19 protein-coding genes are annotated in these 17,390 nt (G+C 70.5%); 10 read left to right on the top strand and 9 right to left on the bottom strand.

Annotated elements, in window-relative coordinates:
• The first annotated feature begins 243 nt into the window (after nucleotides 1–243).
• Nucleotides 244–1,221: a fatty acid desaturase family protein gene (locus M3C17_RS12685; protein WP_396820158.1), complete on the top strand. Its 978-nt coding sequence runs from the start codon at nucleotides 244–246 to the stop codon at nucleotides 1,219–1,221.
• Nucleotides 1,222–1,299: 78 nt separating this feature from the next.
• On the opposite strand, the gene M3C17_RS12680 is transcribed toward M3C17_RS12685, so the two are convergent.
• Complete coding sequence (locus M3C17_RS12680) at nucleotides 1,300–1,827, bottom strand: hypothetical protein (RefSeq protein ID WP_259978137.1); 528 nt, start codon at nucleotides 1,825–1,827, stop codon at nucleotides 1,300–1,302.
• Nucleotides 1,828–1,888: 61 nt separating this feature from the next.
• Between M3C17_RS12680 and M3C17_RS12675 the strand changes: the two genes are divergently transcribed.
• Nucleotides 1,889–2,722, top strand: a complete 834-nt coding sequence (locus M3C17_RS12675) for an endonuclease domain-containing protein (RefSeq protein ID WP_259978136.1) — start codon at nucleotides 1,889–1,891, stop codon at nucleotides 2,720–2,722.
• On the opposite strand, the gene M3C17_RS12670 is transcribed toward M3C17_RS12675, so the two are convergent.
• The gene (locus M3C17_RS12670; protein ID WP_259978135.1) at nucleotides 2,712–3,338 is read right to left on the bottom strand and encodes a hypothetical protein; all 627 of its coding nucleotides are present in this window, start codon (nucleotides 3,336–3,338) and stop codon (nucleotides 2,712–2,714) included. The genes M3C17_RS12675 and M3C17_RS12670 overlap by 11 nt on opposite strands.
• Nucleotides 3,339–3,427: 89 nt before the next feature.
• On the bottom strand, nucleotides 3,428–4,033 hold the full coding sequence (locus M3C17_RS12665; protein ID WP_259978134.1) for a TetR/AcrR family transcriptional regulator: 606 nt from the start codon (nucleotides 4,031–4,033) through the stop codon (nucleotides 3,428–3,430).
• A gap of 87 nt (nucleotides 4,034–4,120) precedes the next feature.
• On the opposite strand from M3C17_RS12665, the gene M3C17_RS12660 reads away from it, so the two are divergent.
• Nucleotides 4,121–4,366: a hypothetical protein gene (locus tag M3C17_RS12660; protein ID WP_259978133.1), complete on the top strand. Its 246-nt coding sequence runs from the start codon at nucleotides 4,121–4,123 to the stop codon at nucleotides 4,364–4,366.
• A 12-nt stretch (nucleotides 4,367–4,378) separates the two neighbouring features.
• Here M3C17_RS12660 and M3C17_RS12655 read toward each other — a convergent pair whose 3' ends face one another.
• Complete coding sequence (locus tag M3C17_RS12655; RefSeq protein WP_259978132.1) at nucleotides 4,379–5,368, bottom strand: YafY family protein; 990 nt, start codon at nucleotides 5,366–5,368, stop codon at nucleotides 4,379–4,381.
• Between the two features lie 61 nt (nucleotides 5,369–5,429).
• Between M3C17_RS12655 and M3C17_RS12650 the strand changes: the two genes are divergently transcribed.
• The gene (locus tag M3C17_RS12650) at nucleotides 5,430–6,596 is read left to right on the top strand and encodes an epoxide hydrolase family protein (RefSeq protein WP_259978131.1); all 1,167 of its coding nucleotides are present in this window, start codon (nucleotides 5,430–5,432) and stop codon (nucleotides 6,594–6,596) included.
• Between the two features lie 82 nt (nucleotides 6,597–6,678).
• On the opposite strand, the gene M3C17_RS12645 is transcribed toward M3C17_RS12650, so the two are convergent.
• From M3C17_RS12645 to M3C17_RS12630, 4 genes are read right to left on the bottom strand one after another with little or no spacing between them, the layout of a single operon-like run.
• A complete protein-coding gene (locus M3C17_RS12645; RefSeq protein ID WP_259978130.1) occupies nucleotides 6,679–7,494 on the bottom strand; it encodes a carbohydrate ABC transporter permease in 816 nt (271 codons plus the stop codon).
• The gene (locus M3C17_RS12640; RefSeq protein ID WP_259978129.1) at nucleotides 7,491–8,453 is read right to left on the bottom strand and encodes a carbohydrate ABC transporter permease; all 963 of its coding nucleotides are present in this window, start codon (nucleotides 8,451–8,453) and stop codon (nucleotides 7,491–7,493) included. Before M3C17_RS12640 ends, M3C17_RS12645 begins: the two co-directional genes overlap by 4 nt.
• Before the next feature lie 2 nt (nucleotides 8,454–8,455).
• Complete coding sequence (locus M3C17_RS12635) at nucleotides 8,456–9,823, bottom strand: ABC transporter substrate-binding protein (RefSeq protein WP_259978128.1); 1,368 nt, start codon at nucleotides 9,821–9,823, stop codon at nucleotides 8,456–8,458.
• A 57-nt stretch (nucleotides 9,824–9,880) separates the two neighbouring features.
• Nucleotides 9,881–10,993: a Gfo/Idh/MocA family protein gene (locus M3C17_RS12630; RefSeq protein WP_259978127.1), complete on the bottom strand. Its 1,113-nt coding sequence runs from the start codon at nucleotides 10,991–10,993 to the stop codon at nucleotides 9,881–9,883.
• Nucleotides 10,994–11,165: 172 nt separating this feature from the next.
• Between M3C17_RS12630 and M3C17_RS12625 the strand changes: the two genes are divergently transcribed.
• Together M3C17_RS12625 and M3C17_RS12620 are read left to right on the top strand one after the other, a co-directional pair.
• Nucleotides 11,166–12,068, top strand: a complete 903-nt coding sequence (locus M3C17_RS12625; protein WP_259978126.1) for a hypothetical protein — start codon at nucleotides 11,166–11,168, stop codon at nucleotides 12,066–12,068.
• Nucleotides 12,065–12,982, top strand: a complete 918-nt coding sequence (locus M3C17_RS12620) for an ROK family protein (protein ID WP_259978124.1) — start codon at nucleotides 12,065–12,067, stop codon at nucleotides 12,980–12,982. Before M3C17_RS12625 ends, M3C17_RS12620 begins: the two co-directional genes overlap by 4 nt.
• Here the strand turns inward: M3C17_RS12620 and M3C17_RS12615 are convergent.
• Nucleotides 12,970–13,692 (bottom strand): GntR family transcriptional regulator, encoded by a 723-nt coding sequence (locus tag M3C17_RS12615; RefSeq protein ID WP_259978123.1) that lies wholly within the window; start codon nucleotides 13,690–13,692, stop codon nucleotides 12,970–12,972. The two genes, M3C17_RS12620 and M3C17_RS12615, sit on opposite strands and share 13 nt — an antisense overlap.
• Nucleotides 13,693–13,831: 139 nt before the next feature.
• On the opposite strand from M3C17_RS12615, the gene M3C17_RS12610 reads away from it, so the two are divergent.
• Genes M3C17_RS12610 through M3C17_RS12595 form a run of 4 tightly spaced genes read left to right on the top strand, consistent with a single transcriptional unit; the run spans nucleotide 13,832 to nucleotide 17,332 of the window.
• Nucleotides 13,832–14,158: a multidrug efflux SMR transporter gene (locus M3C17_RS12610; protein WP_259978121.1), complete on the top strand. Its 327-nt coding sequence runs from the start codon at nucleotides 13,832–13,834 to the stop codon at nucleotides 14,156–14,158.
• A gap of 26 nt (nucleotides 14,159–14,184) precedes the next feature.
• Complete coding sequence (locus tag M3C17_RS12605; RefSeq protein WP_259978120.1) at nucleotides 14,185–14,964, top strand: sugar phosphate isomerase/epimerase; 780 nt, start codon at nucleotides 14,185–14,187, stop codon at nucleotides 14,962–14,964.
• 3 nt (nucleotides 14,965–14,967) lie between these two features.
• Nucleotides 14,968–16,560 carry a beta-N-acetylhexosaminidase gene (locus tag M3C17_RS12600; RefSeq protein ID WP_259978119.1) on the top strand — a complete coding sequence of 531 codons (1,593 nt, stop codon included), beginning with the start codon at nucleotides 14,968–14,970 and terminating at the stop codon, nucleotides 16,558–16,560.
• The gene (locus M3C17_RS12595) at nucleotides 16,550–17,332 is read left to right on the top strand and encodes an alpha/beta hydrolase (protein WP_259978118.1); all 783 of its coding nucleotides are present in this window, start codon (nucleotides 16,550–16,552) and stop codon (nucleotides 17,330–17,332) included. The genes M3C17_RS12600 and M3C17_RS12595 overlap by 11 nt, the downstream gene beginning before the upstream one ends.
• Nucleotides 17,333–17,390 lie beyond the last annotated feature (58 nt).

Here is a 17,390-nt window from a genome sequence, read left to right as displayed (position 1 = left end):
GGGACACATGCCGCCCGGCGCATACGGCCTCGCTTAGCCTGAGGTCAGCGATCGGCATCCGCCCTTGGCTTCCACAGCTCAAGGGCTCCCGATCGACAGGAGAGCATCATCTCTCTCACCCGGAACGACTCCCCCGCCTCGACCCTCGGACCGATCCGTCAGACCTATGCCGGCACGGCCGAGTTCCCGCCCCTCACCCGCGCGTACCGCGACGTGCAGCAGGTGGTCAAAGAGACCGGCCTGATGCAGCGCACCCCCGTCTTCTACGGGCTCATCGGCGGGGCACTGCTGCTCGGCTTCGCGGGCTGCATCGCCGGGTTCGTGCTGCTGGGCGACAGCTGGTTCCAGCTGCTGATCGCCGCGGCGCTCGGGATCCTCTTCACCCAGGTGGCGTTCCTCGCGCACGAGGCCGCGCACCGGCAGATCCTCTCCACCGGCCCCGCGAACTTCCGCCTGGCGCGGGTGCTCGCCGGCATCGTGGGCATGAGCTACCACTGGTGGGATTCGAAGCACACCCGCCACCACGGGAACCCGAACCAGGTGGGCAAGGACCCGGACATCGAGGTCGACACCATCTCGTTCCTGGAGACCGACGCCGCGCAGTCCCGCGGCCTGGTGCGACTGATCACCCGGAAGCAGGGGTGGCTGTTCTTCCCGCTGCTGACGCTGGAGGGGCTGAACCTGCACTACCTCGGCCTGAAGCACCTGGTCACGCGCCGCAACGTCAAGGGCCGCTGGATCGAGCTGTCGCTCATCGCGACGCGCTTCGCGCTGCTGCTGGTGCCGCTGTTCCTGCTGCTGCCGGTCGGCATGGCGTTCGCGTTCCTCGGTGTGCAGCTGGCCGTGTTCGGCGTGTACATGGGCGCGTCGTTCGCGCCGAACCACAAGGGCATGCCGGTGATCGCGCCGGACGCCAAGCTCGACTTCTTCTCCAAGCAGGTGCGCACCTCGCGCAACATCCACGGCGGCCGCTGGGTCACGTGGCTGATGGGCGGCCTGAACCACCAGGTCGAGCATCACCTGTTCCCGAACATGTCCCGGCTGCACCTGGCGAAGGCGCGGGAGATCGTCCGCGACTACTGCGCCTCGAACGGCGTGCCGTACACCGAGACGAGCCTGCTGCGCTCCTACGCGATCGTGATCGAGTACCTCAACCGGGTCGGGCTCGCCGCGCGGGATCCGTTCGACTGCCCCGCGGCGGCACAGCTCCGCCGGGCCTGACCGCCCCGGAGCCGGTCGCAGGCGCACTCAGCATCGGCACCGGCCGTGCGTCACCGGCCGTGCGTCACCGGCCGTGCGTCAGTGGCCGTGCGCGAGCTGCTGGATCACGATGACCAGCGCGCCGAGGGCGACGAGGATGCCCAGGGCGATGGTCTGCTTCCACCAGGGCGCCTTGGTGCGACGCACGGCGAAGAATCCGATCACGCCGAGGATCACGACGTACGCGATGGACGCGATCATGAGCGCCGTGGACAGGTCGATCCAGTCGAACACCGCCATCAGGAGGGCCAGCAGCGGGATCGCGGCGGAGGCGATCGCCGTGCCGGTCAGGCCGAGCATGCGCGCGAGCTGGTGGCGGTCGGGGAAGCCTGCATGGACGGCCACGTGTGCGAGCAGGTCGGCCACGAATCCGGCGAAGGCGATGGCCACGATGCCGATCAGGAGCGTGACCGTTGCACGCACCGCGCTCGTGTGCGCGACGTTCGCGTACTGCACGAGCACGATCGCGAGACCGGTGAAGGTCGCGTAGACGCGCTCCTTGATCGCCGCCGGATCGAGCGCGGCCTCCTCCGCGGGCGTGGGCTGGCGCTGCTGCTCCTGCGACATGGCCGCACGATACCAGGAGGGTGCGGTGTGGATGTCGGTGCCGCGGGCTACCGTCTGGTGCGTGGCAGAGCCGGTGCAGCAGTGGTGGGCGCGACGACAGTTCTCGCGCGGGGTCGCCGTGCCGTACCCCGTCGGCACGTACCGTGCGGCGTGGGCGGCCTACCCCGAGCTCATCCGTCAGTACCACCCCGAGCTCAACCACGGCATCGCCCTCTCCCAGGTCCCGCTCGCCGCCGACGTCCTGCTGTGCTGGGAGTGCGCGGTCGGCCACCGGTTCGCGGCGACCCCCGCCGAGCAGCGCGAGCGCCCAGGGCGCGTGCGACGCCGGTCCGCGTGGTGTCCGGAGTGCTCCGCCCTGGCGAGACCGCAGCCGGTCGTCCTGGGCGAGCCGCGCGCCCTGCCGTCACGGCCGCGTCCGGCCGCGCCCCCGCTGTGCACGAAGACCCCTGACGTGCCGAAGGGCACCGCGTTCCGCAGCGTGTGCGCGCCGAAGCCGGCCTCGGCGGCGGAGGGCCGTCTGCATCAGGCGCTGGCCGCGCGGCTGACCGTGACCGAGGGCCTCAACGCCGTGAAGGTCGCTCGGCCGTTCTTCCGTCACACCGAGGTGTGGCCGGACATCGTGCTGCCCGAGCTGCGGATCGCGGTCGAGTACGACACGGTCGGGCGGCACGGGCTGGAACACGTGGGGCGTCAGGAGGAGGCGGATCGCCGCAAGGACCGCGCCCTGCGCGGAGCGGGCTGGGAGGTCGTGCGTCTCCGCACGGGCGCGCTGGAGCCCCTCGGCCCGTTCGACCTGCGGCTGTCCTCGCTCGGGAAGGCCGGGATCGACCGCCTCATCGACCGGTTCCGCGAGATCCGGGGCTCGCTCCTGGTCGACGCCTATCTCAGATCTTGATCGGGAAGGTGGCGAGGACGACGACACCCGCGAGTCCGAGCACGAGTCCGAGCCCGAGGAAGGTCAGCCGTCGCCAGGTGGCGCGCTGGTTCTGCGAGAGCGCGGCGAAGAACAGGACGAGGGCGAACAGCACCGTCAGGAGGGAGTAGTCGTCGCCGCGCTGGTTGTTCGCCAGCGCCTCGTCGAACCTCGCATCAGCCCTGGCGTGCAGCTCGGCGGCCTCCTCCGTGCCGGGCGGCACGTACTCGTCCATGGCGAACGGACCAAGCGACTGCCTCCCCTCTGCGATCCAGGCGTCGAACGCGACCCGGAACTCGTCGGTGAAACGCTCCTCGATGAACGACACGAGCTCGTCGCGCCCGTCGGCCTCCGCCAGTACCCACTCGGTGTAGATCGTGAGGTCGTATTGGCGCGCGGCCTGTGCGGTCGACTCCGCTGCCGCGGCCTGGACGCGCGCGCTCGAGGCCTGGCTGAACGCGATCGACATCTCGCCGCCCCACTTCGATGCCTCGAACCCGCACCAGGCGGTGAGCACGGCCGTGACGGAGAGCAGCAGCACTGTGACGAGATCCAGCAGCCGGGTGCGCGGGGGCGACGTGACGGGGGGCTCGTCCATGCGCTCAGTCTGGGCGGATGCGACGGAGCGTTCGTGGCCCGCTCATCCGCGCGGGGTGAGCCGGCTCCGCGCGCCCCGCCCGCACGCCCTCACTCGTCGTCGGGCGTCGCTGCTCCTCCGGTGGCGAGGGCCGTGTCGAGCGCCGCACCCACGGCGGCGATCATGAGCTCGGTCCGGGGCGCAAGGTCGGGCTCCGCGCCGACGAGCTGCCGGTCGACGTTGTGGAGGATCGGACTGCCGCACGCGAGGGTCACGATCAGGAACACGAGCTCCGCCGCCTGCGTCCGACTCAACCCCGGAACGGCGGCGGCGAGCGCGGCGACCTTGTCCCCGCTGAGGTCGAGGCGCTCGGCGGAGGTCGTCGGCGGGCGCTCTTCGAGGCTCTCCCAGAACAGCAGGCGTGCGAGCACCCGATCCCGCCGGTGGTGCGCGATCATGCGGCGGGCGTAGGACAGCACGGCCTCCCGCCCGCTGCCGTCGATCGGGATGAGGGCCATGACTCGGACCATCTCCTGCGCCACGACCTCGTCGAAGAGCTCGGTCTTGCTGCCGAAGTACCGGTAGATGCGCTGCTTGTTGATCCCCGCCTGCTCGGCGATCCGGTCCACGCGGCCGCCGGCGAGGCCTCGCGCGCTGAACTCCTCGGTCGCGGCCTCCAGCAGCAGTCGTCGTGTGCGGTGGGTGTCCCAAGCCATGCCGTCAGCATAACAAACCAACCAGTTGGTTGCGATTTGACCCGCCAGCGATTACCGTGCAGAGAAACCGACCGTTCAGGAGTCCGCATGTCCTCTCGCCCACCCGCACCACTCCCCTCGATCCACGTCCGCGCCGCGCTCACGTGGGTCGCGATCTTCCCGCTCGTCACCATCGGGCTGATGCTGCTCGGCTCGTTCGCGGAGGGATGGCACCCCGTCCTCCGGGCGCTCGCGCTGACCGTGGTCATCATCCCCCTCGCCGTCTACGTCATCGTGCCGCGCCTGCTGCAGCTGTACACCGGGATCACCCGTCGACGCTCCCGCGACCACTGATGGCCGGGCCGGTCAGCGCCCCGATGCCGGCCCGCCACGCCGGGGTTCCGATCCCGCCGCCCGCGCGAACCTATCGGCGAGCGCCCGCAGCGCCTCCCGAAGCTCGTCTCCCTCGATCACCTCGAACGCGATGCCGCTCATGCCGATGTAGAGGGCGAACTCCTCCGGGGTCCGCGACCCGGCCGTCAGGATGCTGCCGCCCGCCCCGTCGTCCACGACCTCGGCCACGGTCGCCGCGAAGTGTCGCGAGACGACCTCGGCCGGCGCGCGCATGCGGAGCCGAGCCCGCACGGGGTAGGGAGCGGTCGTGATGCTGTGCGTCGTGAACTGCCGCAGCGCCTCGTCGGGGATGTCGCGCCGCGGGAACTCGTCGCGGAGCATCACCGGGCGGCGCAGACGGTCGACGCGCAGCGTGCGCCAGGCCTGCCGCTCCACGTCCCACGCGACGAGGTACCAGCGCTCGGCCGTGTGCACGATCCGATGGGCCTCGATGATCCGCATCACCTCCACGCCGTCGTGGCGCGTGTAGTCCACCCGCGCACGCCGACGCGCGGAGATCGCCGCGGCCACCGTCGTCACCACGTCGAAGTCGATGTCGCTCGGGCCCTGCATGAGCGGGACCATGGCGCGTTCGACCTCGACGATCTGCCGCCGCGTGGAGGGCGACAGGGACTGCTCCAGCTTCGCGAGCGCTCGCGCGGCGGCATCCTCCATGCCGGTCACGACGCTCGTCGCCGCGGCTCTCAGTCCCACGGCGATCGCCACCGATTCGTCGGCCGCGAGGGCGAGCGGCGGCACCTCGGCGCCCGCGCCCAGGCGATAGCCGCCGTGTCGACCACGTGTCGCCTCGATTCCGTAGCCGAGCTCGCGGAGATCGTCGATGTCGCGGCGCAAGGTGCGGTCGCTCACTTCGAGACGCTCGCGCAGCTCGGCCCCGCTCCACTCCCGGCGCACCTGCAGCAGGGAGAGGAGGGCGAGGGTGCGTCCTGTCGTCCTGGTCATGCCTCCATCCTCTTCGAAGATCCGGTCATATCATGACCGGATACCTGCGGAGCATGGAGTCATGAACATCACCACCGCAGACCCCCGGGTCCAGCCCTTCCGCATGGAGATCGCCGAAGACGCCGTGCGGGATCTCCGTTCCCGCCTCACCTCGGCGCGGTTCGCCGAGCCGCTGCCGATCGACGATCGCAGCACCGGCATCCCCTCCGCCGAGCTGCACGGCCTCGTGGCCGACTGGGCCGCGCACGACTGGCGCGCCACGGAGGAGCGCCTGAACGCCTACCCGCAGGTCATCACGAACATCGAGGGCCAGAACATCCACGCCGTGCATGTCCGCTCCCCGCACCCCGGTGCCACTCCCCTGCTGCTGATGCACGGGTGGCCCGGGTCCTTCCTGGAGTTCGAGGGACTGATCGGTCCGCTCACCGACCCGGTCGCCCACGGCGGGGAGGCCACCGACGCGTTCGACGTCGTGATCCCCTCCCACCCCGGCTTCGGCTTCTCGATGCCGCTGGTGGGCGCCGACTGGAAGCGCGGCGACATCGCCGCGGTGATGCTCGAGCTCATGACGCGACTCGGCTACGACCGCTTCGCCGTGCAGGGCGGCGACATGGGCGCCGGCGTCGCTCCGGAGCTGGGACGCCTGGCCCCCGATCGGGTGATCGGCGTGCACGCCAACGGCTCCCTCGGATCCTTCGTCGGTCAGGTCGACGAGGAGACCGCACGATCGCTCACGCCGCTGGAGCAGGATCGACTGCGCCGGGTCGCCACCTTCATGCAGAAGGAGTTCGGCTACATCTCGATCCAGTCGACCAGGCCGGCCCTGATCGGCGCGATGCTCGCCGACAGCCCGGTGGCGCAGTTCGCCTGGATTCTCGACAAGCTCCAGGAGTGGACGCATCCGGCCGACCGACCGGCCGCCGAGATCGTGGGCGAGCGCTTCCTGTTCGAGAACGCCGCACTGTACTGGTTCACCGCGAGCGGTGGGACGGCCGCCTACGTCGGCTACGCGCAGGATGCCGGCTGGGGCGCCGTACCGGAGAGCTCAGGTGTCCCCACCGCGGTCATCGTGTTCGCGCACGATGTAGGCCTGCGGTTCGCCGAGGAGAAGGCGAACCGGATCGTACGCTGGACCGACGTCGAGTCGCGCGGCGGCCACTTCGCGGCTCTCGAGGAGCCCGAGATCCTCGTGGACGACGTCCGCGCGTTCTTCCGCTCCTTGGACTGATCAGTCCACAGTGATGCGGCGGTGCCGTGACAGCACCGCCGCATCCGCGAGCGAGACCCCGTCACCCCACCGCCGTGCGGGGTCAGCCCTTGAGGGCGCCGGACAGCACGCCGGCGATGAAGCGGCGCTGGAAGATCAGGTAGAGGATTACAATCGGCGTCGCGACGAGGATCGCGGCGGCCGCCATGAGGTTGTCCTCGTTCGTGGTACGCGTCGCGAACGACCCGAGGGACACGGTCACCGGCAGCATCTCCGGGTCGTTGATCAGGACGAAGGCGATGAAGTAGTCGTTCCACGTGGACATGAACGTCAGCAGCGCCAGCGTCACGATCGCCGGATTCAGGATCGGCAGCAGCACGCTGATCAGCGTGCGCAGGTCGCCCGCGCCGTCGAGCTTCGCGGACTCCACGAGCGCACCGGGCACGGCACGGAACGACGCCCGCATCCAGAACACGCCGAAGCTCGTGCTCAGCCCCACGTGCGCGACGACCAGGCTGATCGGCGAACCGGTCAGCCCCGCGTCGCGCAGGTTGAAGTAGAGCGGCACGATGATGCCCTCCAACGGGATCAGCAGCCCGACCAGCATCAGCGGGAACACCCACCGGTGACCGGGCGCCTTCAGCAGCGACAGGGCATAGGCGGCGGCGGGCGTGATCACGACCACGATCACCACGGTCGCCACCGTGATGCCCGCGCTGACCGCGAGGTGCCGCCCGAAATCGGTCTGCACCCACGCGGTGACGAAGTTGTCCCACCGGAAGTCCGTGAGCGAGATCTTCCCGGTCTTGCTCGGGCTGAGGGCCGTCAGCACGAGCACCCCGAGCGGGATGAGCACGGCGGCGGCGAAGGCGGTGAGGATCGCGTAGTTCATCACCCGTTCGAAGCGGCTGCTGATCATCGGTCCCTCCTCTCGATGAGGCGGATCGCACTCCAGGCGATGCCGAGGGCGAGGACCGCCAGGCACACGCCGATCGCAGCGGCCTTCCCGATGGTCTGCTGGGTGAATGCGGAGGAATAGAGCAGCACGGCCGGCGTGATGGTCGACGTGCCCGGCCCTCCGCGGGTGGTCAGCCAGATCAGGTCGAACGCCCGCAGCGCGCCGATGAGGGTCAGCGTCAGCGCCACGGTCAGCTGCGGCCGCAGGCCAGGAAGCGTGACCGCCCAGAACTCCCTGACGGCTCCGGCGCCGTCCACCCGCGCCGCGTCGTACAGCTCCGTCGGGATGTTGCCGACGCCGGCCAGGAACAGGATCATGCAGAGGCCCATCATCGTCCAGGTGCCGACGAGCCCGAGGGCCGGCAGGGCGAACTCGAAACTCCCGAGCCAGGGCTGGGCGAGCGCATCGAGACCGACCGCGCGCAACGACGAGTTCACCAGACCCTCGGACGAGTACATCTGCCGCCAGGCCACCACGATCACGACCGAGGTGAGCACCTGCGGCACGAAGATGATGGACCGGAAGAACGAGGCCCCGCGCAGGCGCGCCCGCGACACGAGCGCGGCCGACAGCAACCCCAGGGAGATGGGCAGCAGGGAGAAGAACGCGACCAGGACCAGCGTGTGCCCGAGGGCCTGCCCGATCAGCGGATCGCTCAGGAAGGCGAGGTAGTTGCCCAGCCCGACCCACTCCGCCGGCGAGACCCCGTTCCAGGAGAACAGCGAGAACCAGACGCTCTGCGCGGTGGGGATCAGGACGATGAACGCGTAGATCGCGACGGCGGGAAGCAGGTAGAGCCAGGCGCGGGCACCGGCCAGGGCACGTCGGCCCCGTCCGGTGCCGCGCACGGGCGGCGTCGAGACACGGGGACTCGACTCCCGGCGGCGCGTACGCCGCGGTTCGCTCTCGACGATCGTCACGTCTACTCGTCTTCTCGCGTCTCGTGGAACTCCTCCTGGTTGCGCTGCACGCGATCCACGAACTCCTTCGCGTCGATGCGCCCGGCCGCCAGCTCGTCCACGCTCTGTCGCAGTGTGTCGAGCATGGTGGGCGTGGCCCAGTCGAAGTAGGGGATGTACCCGTCCGAGGCGTTCACGGCCTCGAGGGACTGGTACTCCTCCTCCAGGGACGCCGGGATCGACTCGGGGTCGTAGGAGCCGAACATCGGCATGATGCCGTGCTTCAGGGCGAGCTCGCCGACCTCGTCGGTGGCCAGGAAGTCCAGGAAGAGCGCTGCCGCATCCGGGTTCTTCGCATTGGACGCGATGGAGAAGTTCTGTAACGACGATCCGGTCGCGCCGAGCGTGTCATCGTCGTCACGCGGGAGCACGAAGGCGCCGAAGTCGCTCAGGTCCTGACCGTCCGCGAACGGCAGACCCTCGGTGCCGAAGAAGAGGAACAGCGCCTCCCCGTCGACGAAGCGCTGCATCGCGACCGCAGGGCTGATGCCGGCTGCGTCCGTCGAGAAGTACCCCTCGGTCAGCCACTCCTGGTAGGTCTCGGCCGCTTCGGGCATGCCGGTCTGGTCGAGGGCGATGTCGCTGGACGAGAACACGAAGTCCCGGATGTCGGCGGGGCCGCCCAGCACGTTCTGCAGCTGCAGGAGCGCCGCGATGCCGCCTCCCGACTGCACGCTGAACGCGATCGGCACCTGCCCTGCCGCCTTCGACGCCGCGAGGACCTCCTGGAACTCGGCGAACGTCTCGGGCACCTCGAGGTCGAGGTCCGCGAGGAGCCGCTTGTTGTAGTGCACCATCTGGATGGCGCCCTGGTTCACGGGCATGCCGTAGAGGCTGCCCTCGCCGATGGTGCGGCCGTCCTGCGCGACCCGGTGCTGGGCGAGCACCGTGTCGGGGAGCTCGTCGTTCCACCCGTAGGCCTCGGCGTAGTCGTCGAGGTTCACGAGCAGACCGTTCTCCCCGCCGAGCGTGCCGAGACCCTGCCAGCCCTGGTTGGGGGGCACGACGTCGGGGACCGCGGTCCCGGAGAGGCGGAGCCGGAGCGTGGACGCGATGTCGTCGTACGACTGCGTCTCGCGTTTGATGGTGATCTGCGGGTACTGGGCGGTGAACGCCTCCTGCACCTCCAGGAACCACTTGGTGCTCGGCAGGTCCTTCGACACGAACGGGTCGAGCACGGTCAGGGTGGTCTCGGGGATCTGGCTCGGATCGGTGACGATCTCGCGATCGGCGCGCTCCTGGGCGCCGCCGCCGGGCACGCACCCGGTGAGCAGCATCGCGGTGGCCGTCGTCACGACGGCGGCCGTGCGAAGACGGTGGAGTTTCGACAAGGGGTGCTCCTTTGCATCGGGGGGATGGGCGGCGGCGAGCGTGCGGCCGCCGGATGATCAGTTCGTGCCGTCGTAGACGCGGTCGTGCGACCGTCGGTGCGGACCCTCGACCTCGTCGATCGGCAGCGGCGGGACGAACCGGCTGTCCACGGTCTGCACACGGCCCGACTCGGCGGACGCGAGTGCCGCGAACATGATGTCGAGCACGTGGTACGCGTGCGCGGCCGAAGTGTACGGCTCCGTCCCGTTCCGCACGCAGTCGATCAGGTGCGTGAGGCCGTCGGTCCACGGCCAGTTGCGGCTGGCGCTGTCGAACAGCTGCCAGGCGCCGACCTCGTTCGTCCACAGTTCGAGGCCCTCCGGCGCCCAGTCGTCGCCGAGCATCTGCACGGTGCCCTCCAGGCCGTAGACCTCCATGGCCGGGCTCTTGTAACGCTGCATTCCGAACGCGGTGGTCACGGTGGAGAGCGCGCCGCCCTCGTGCTCGATCACCAGCTGATAGGTGTCGTCGGTCTCGACCTTGGTGAGTTCGCCGTCGACGATGCGCTCGGAGCGGGCGCGTGCGGCGAGCGCGGTGACCCGGGTGACGGGACCGAGGAGACCCGTGAGCGAGGTCAGTGCATACACTCCCAGGTCGAACAGCGGCCCGCCGCCGACCTTGTAGAACCACGCGCCCCAGCTGGGTCCGTCGTGTCCGTAGCGGGCACGCGCGAGGGTCGGCCGACCGATCCTGCCGTCCTGGATCGCACGGTGCATGGCCTGATAGTCGGGGCTCAGCAGTACGTGGGGCGCGCACAGCAGGTGCCCGGGGCTCGTCTCGGCGATCCGCAGCAGCTCGGCCGCCTCCTCCAGAGTGGTCGCCATGGGCTTCTCCACCATGACGCTCTTCCCCGCGAGCAGCGCCGCCTTGGTCAGCGCGGCATGCTCGGGCATCGAGGTGAGCACGGCGACGACGTCGATGTCGGGATCCTCGATCACGGCGTAGGGGTCCTGCGTGACCCCATCGATCGGGAACGCCTCGGTCACGATGTCGAGCGCCTCGCGGCGGACGTCGCTGACGACGACCCGGCGGACCTTGCCCTGGGAGCGGAGGGTGGTGAGCAGCGGAAGGTAGGCGCCCTGGGCGACGCTGCCGCTGCCGATGACACCGATGGACAGGGGGGTGGACACAGGCATTCTCCTTCGAAGTGCGGACGGTCCTGGCGGACCGGGACTCGGTGCGGGTGGCGAGCTAGCCAGGAACCTACCAGATAGTCCACATGGTCACAATCGGTATTTTCAGTAGTCCTATTTCTGTTATCTGGTCATACTGGTAGACGATTGGTCTGCTACCGTGATCGCCATGTCAGCACACGAGAAGATCTCGCCCTCCCCGCCCAGCGGCCGTCGCAGCACCCCACGACCGGTGTTCACACAGTCCCAGGTCATCCGCAGAGAGGATGTCGTGCACCACGTGTGGGGCGACACGACCTCCGGCTTCGTGACCGACCGCGTCGTGTCCTCGACCGACCAGCTTCACGTGCTGGAGTTCGAGCTCCCGCCCGGCGCCGAGTTCCGGCACAGCGAGAACAACCAGACGATCTTCGCCGCCGACGTCCTCTACTACGTACTGGAAGGGGAGCTGATCCTCGCCAACCCGCAGACCGGTGAGGTCGTGCGGGCCGAGGCCGGTTCCGGGCGGCTCTTCCACGCCGCCACCTGGCACAACGGCTTCAACCCCGGCCAGCAGACCACGCGGGTGCTGGAGTTCTTCTCCCCGCCGCCGTCGCGCGGCACCGCCTCGGAGTTCGCCCGCCGACAGCCGCCGCTGACCGAGACGCACTACCTCGACGAGCGGTGGCGCAAGCGCTGGCCGGCCGCGGCGGACGAGCAGCGGGCGACGACCTCGTTCCACCGCGCGCACACCTCCACCGCGCTTCTCGGTTTCCGGGACGCCGACCCCTCGCACCTGCTGTCGATCCTCGTCGACACCGAGTACTTGCGGGTCGTGGAGGGCGTCGTGCAACCTGGGCACGTCGAGGACTTCGCCTCGGTCGAGCAGGAATCCGTACTCGTGGTCGTCGACGGCGAACTGTGGGTCGACGTCTGGAGCCCGGAGACCATGTACAACGCGACCACCGTGCTGCGGCCGGGCGACGCCATGTTCCTCGCGGTGGGGTCCGCCGAGCGCCTGCTGGTGCGCGCGGCCGCACCCGCGCGCTACCTCCGCGGTTCCGGCGAGGTCCCGGCGGACTGGACGCTGTGAGCGCGGTCGAGGCGGTGCTCGGCGTCGACGTCGGCGGCACCACCGTCAAGGCGGCACTGGTGCGCCGCGACGACCTCACGATCATCGACCGGTCGAGCGCGCCGACGGATCCGCGTGCGATCTCCGCCGGCATCCTCGCCCTCGCCCGGCCTCTGCTGCACCGGGCCGCGGAGCGCGGTCTGACGGTCTCGCACGCCGGCATCGGCGTGCCCGAGTTCGTCCGCGACGGCCGGGTGACGAGCGCCGAGGTGATCGAGTGGACCGGCACGGAGCCCGGCGAGCTGGGCGCGCTGCTGCGCACCTCGACCCACGCTGAGGTCTCCGTGCGCGTGGACTCCGACGTGCGCTGCGGAGCCCGCGCCGAAGCGCACCTGCTGCCCGACCCCGCCCAGAGCGCGCTCTACGTCTCGTGGGGCACCGGGATCTCGTCGACCTTCGTCCTCCCCGGCGGAGTCTACTGGGAGGGAGCGACCGGTCGCGCGATCACCCTGGGCGCCTGGCCGTCGGCGGCGTCGGCGTTCACGGTCGAGGAGTTCTCCTCCGGGCTGGGCATCGCCCGGCGCTTCCGCGCCCTGCACGGCGGCGACACGCACCCCGCCCGGGCGGGCGAGGAGCTGACGACGCTCGCCGTGTCCCGACGCGCGGACAGCGGCGACGTCGAGGCGGAGGTGTTCCTCGCCGAGGCCGGTCGCGTGCTCGCCACGGCCGTGTTGCAGGCGGTCGACCTCCTCGACCCGCACGTGGTGATCCTGGGAGGCGGGCTCGGGGTATCCGGCAGCACCGCACCGCGGGCGGCTTTCGAGGCGCTGCGGGCACGCCCCGGCCTCACCGCCCTCCGGGCGCGGCTCGGCGCCGACTCGGGCCTGATCGGTGCCGCACTCGGGACGACGCCCTTCGACGGTCAGCTGCGGTAGAGGTCCGCGGTGAATCGATAGGAGTCCCACCGGTAGGTGAGGCGCGAGGTGAGGACGATCGTGCCGTCCGCCGTCGTGGTGCGCTCGTCGCAGACCAGCACCGGGTCGCCCTCCTCCAGGTTCAGCAGACGCGCCTGTTCCGCGGTCGCTCCGCGCGCCTGGATCGTGCAGCTGCTGCGGTACACGGAGATGTCGCAGTCCGTCTCGAGCGCCTCGTACAGCGAGGCGGTCGTGAAGTCGCGCTGCAGCACCGGCTCGCAGCGATTCCCGACCAGCACGGCCTCGTCGACGCACACCGGGATGCCGTCGAGCTTGCGCAGGCGGTTCAGCTCGATCACGGACGACACCGGGGGGATGCGCAGCCGCTCCGCCTCTTCGATCGTCGCGGTCCGGCGGGCGAGGGCGAGGACCTCGGACTCCGCGGTGAAGCCTCGGGAGGTCGCGAGCTCGCTGAAGCTCTGCAGTTCGGAGGCGCGATCGGAGAACGTGTCGTTGCCGCGCACGAACCAGCCGCGCTGGGGGTGACGGGTCAGCACGCCCTCCTGCTCCAGCTGCCCGAGGGCGAGCCGGAGGGTGGCGCGGCTCACGCCGACCTGCTCGGCGAGGATCCGCTCGCTGGGGAGCTTGGCGCCGGGACGGATGCCGCGCTTCAGATGACCCCGGATCTCGGTCAGGGCGTGCGCAACGGTCGGCGAGATGACGTCATCCATACCGGCAATGCTACCCACTAAACCAAAATCACACAATTGGATCATCTGGTGCAATACTGTGTGATCATCGACTCTGCCCGTCCTCCACGGCCTCTCCCCGCGGCGACCGGTCACCCCTCAGGAAAGAAGGAATCCGCGCATGCCCTGGTTCTTCACCGCCCTCGCGATCGTGTTCGAGGTCACGGCCACCAGCCTGCTCACCAAGACGCAGGGCTTCACCCGACTGTGGCCGACGGTCGGCGTGCTGCTGCTCTACGGATTCTCCTTCGCGTTCCTCGCCCAGGCGGTGAAGAAGCTCGAGGTCGGACTGGTCTACGCCCTGTGGTCCGGCATCGGCACGGCGGCGATCGCCGCCATCGGAATCATCTTCTACGGCGAGAGCCTCAGCCTTCCCAAGCTCCTCGGCATCGCCCTCATCGTCGGCGGAGTCCTCGTCCTCAACCTCTCCGGCGCCCACGCCGAGTGACCACCACCCCTCAGAAGGAGAACCCCGTGTCCCCCTCCCCCACCCCCGCGGGAGCGAGCGCGCCGCCGGCCGCCGTCCAGCTGTGGACCATCCGCGACCACTACGACGACCTGCCCGCCGCCCTGCAGCACCTCACCGCCCTCGGCTTCACCCAGGTGGAGGCCTGGGGATTCACCTGGGCGACCGACCTGGCCCCCGCCCTCCGCGCCGCCGGCCTGCCCGCGCCCACCGGGCACGCGACGCTCATCGGCGGCGAGCTCGACACGACGTTCGCCGCCGCGAAGGAGGTGGGGGTCCGCACCGTGATCGAAGCGTGGACCGAACCCGAGCGCTGGCAGCACGCCGACGACGTCCGCGCCATGGCCGTGGAGCTGAACGCCGCAGCGAAAGCCGCGGCGGCCGTCGGGCTGCGTGTCGGCTACCACAACCACGACCACGAGTTCTCGTCGCTGCTCGACGGCAGGCCCGCCTTCGAGCTGTTCGTCGAGCAGCTGGACGACGATGTCGTCCTCGAGATCGACGTGCACATGGTGCAGGTCGGCGGACTGGACCCGCTCGCGGTCCTGCGCCGCCACGCGGATCGCGTGATCGCCGTGCACCTGTTCGGAGAGCCGGCGCTCTCCGTGACCGCCGCCCGCGACGCGGCCGCCGTGCGCGCAGTCGTCCCGCACGCCGTGCCGATCGTGGAGCTGCACGAGTCGCAGACCGACGTGTTCGGCGTGCTCGCCACCGCCTCTGCACTCCTGGCCGGAACGGCCGCCCCCACGTCGATCACGCCGGCCGCGCTGCTGGACGGAAGGAGCTGACGCATGACCGCCCAGACACCCCAGCCCCCCCGACCCCCGCTGCCACTGGTCCCGTTCCCCGTGTTCGCCGAGGCGCCGGGCGGCCGGATGCCGCTCCGCGAGACCGCCCGTCTGCACGGCGACGGCCCCGCGCTCGCCGACCTCCACGACGCCATCCTCCGCCGCACGGGGCTGGCGCTGCCGTCCACCCGCGGAGCGGTCGAGCAGGGCGACATCGTGCTCCGTCTGGATCCCTCCGTCGCCACCGCCGAGGGCTACACCCTGACCGTGGACGATCATGCCGAGATCATCGGAGCCGATGCCGCCGGCCTGTTCTATGGGATCCAGACGCTGCTCCAGCTCGTGCAGCAGGACGACGAGGGCTGGAGCCTGCGCCGCGCGGTCGTCTCCGATGCCCCGCGCTTCGGCTACCGCGGGGTCATGCTCGACGTGGCCAGGCACTTCTTCGGCGTCGCGGATGTACAGGCCTTCATCGATCGCGTGAGCGCCCTGAAGTTCAACCACCTCCACCTGCACCTGAGCGACGACCAGGGCTGGCGGATGCACATCGACGCGTGGCCCCTGCTCACGACCCGCGCCTCGGGATCCTCCGCCAACGGCGACCCCGGCGGCTTCTACACGAAGGACGACTATCGCGCGATCGTGGCCTATGCCGCCTCCAAGCACATGGTCGTCGTGCCCGAGATCGACCTCCCCGGGCACACGCACGCCATCGGCCTCGCCTACCCGGAGCTCGTCGAGGCGCCCGTCATGAACGACACGCTTCTCGCCGAGGCCGCCGACCTCGGACAGCCGCTGCCGGTGGCGGGCGAACCGTACACCGGCTGGGGCGTGGGGCACTCCAGCGTCCGCATCCGGGAGGAGAGCACCTACCGCTTCGTGCGCGACGTGCTGACCGAGCTCGCCGAGCTCACCCCCGGGCCCTACCTGCACATCGGCGGAGACGAAGCCCTCGGCACCACACCGGCGGACTTCGCGTCCTTCGTCGAGCGGGTCTCCGCACTGACGGTGGAGATCGGCAAGACGCCCGTGGCCTGGCACGAGGTCGGCGCCGCCCCCGGCATCGCGGAGGGCACGGTCGGGCAGTACTGGGGCAACACGACCCCCGCCGGGGCGCACGCGGAGGAGGCGCGGCACTTCATCGAGCGGGGCGGGACGCTGATCATGTCGGCGTCCAACGTCGCCTACCTCGACATGAAGTACACGCCGGACTTCCCCCTCGGGGCCACCTGGGCCGCGATCATCGACGTCCGCACCGCGTACGAGTGGGAGCCGACCGCGGTCCTCGACGTGCCGGAGCGCGACATCCTCGGCGTGGAGACCCCGCTGTGGACGGAGACCCTGCGGACGTTGGCCGACCTCGACCTGCTCCTCTTCCCTCGCGCCGCCGCTCAGGCCGAGATCGCCTGGTCTCCGCGCGAGTCCCCGGAACGGACGTGGGGTTCCTTCCGTGCCCGTGTCGCCCGATTCGCTCCCGCCTGGCGTCACGCGGGCATCGGGTTCCACCCCAGCCCTGAGATACCGTGGGCGGAGGCGGACGCCGCGGGCACTCCCGCTTCACCCCGCTCCGTCGCGAGAGGTCCCCATGCACGCTGAAGTCCTGACCCTGAACGCCGATCGGAATGTGACGCTCACGGCCTACCTGCAACCCGCGGACGGCGAGTTCGCGGGGGTCGGCGCGCGACCGGCGGTCGTCATCCTCCCCGGCGGCGGCTACTCGTACTGCAGCGACCGCGAGGCCGACCCGGTCGCGTACCCGTTCCTCGCCGCGGGGTACCAGGCGTTCGTGCTGCGCTACTCCACCGGCGAGCACGGTGCCTGGCCGCATCCCCTCGACGACTACGAGCAGGCGATGGCGCTCATCGCCGACAACGCGGATGCGTGGCACCTCGACCCCGCCAAGGTCGCCGTCATCGGCTTCTCGGCGGGCGGGCACCTCGCGGCGGTCGCCGCCACCACGGCCCGGCATCGCCCCGCAGCGGCCGTGCTCGGGTACCCCGTGATCCGGCCCGACATCGTGGACGCCTGCCAGCCCGGCATGCCCTACCCCGCGGAGCACGTGACCGCAGACACCGCGCCCTGCTTCCTCTTCCACACCCGCGACGACGAGACGACGGTGGTCGAGAACACCCTGCTCTTCGCCACGGCCCTCGCCGGCGCGGGCGTACCGTTCGAGGCGCACGTCTACGCCTACGGCTCCCACGGCTTCTCCACCGGCGCCGCCCACCTCAACGCGAGGCCGCTCACGCCGCGCGCCCGCAGCTGGGTGCCGGAGAGCATCGCCTGGCTCGACGACGTGCTCGGCCCGCTCACCGCCGGCGGCATCGGCGAACCCGTGCGCCTCGCCGTCACGCGGCGCTCGAGCTGATCGGCACCGCCGGTCGACGGCGGTCGCGCACGATGCCGAGGGCACCGCGCCGACCGCT

The sequence above is a fragment of the Microbacterium sp. p3-SID336 genome (genome assembly GCF_025143365.1).
In the GTDB taxonomy this organism is placed as follows: domain Bacteria; phylum Actinomycetota; class Actinomycetes; order Actinomycetales; family Microbacteriaceae; genus Microbacterium.
The sequence above is the reverse complement of the archived record's forward strand: the minus strand, read 5'-3'. Positions and strand labels throughout refer to the sequence as shown.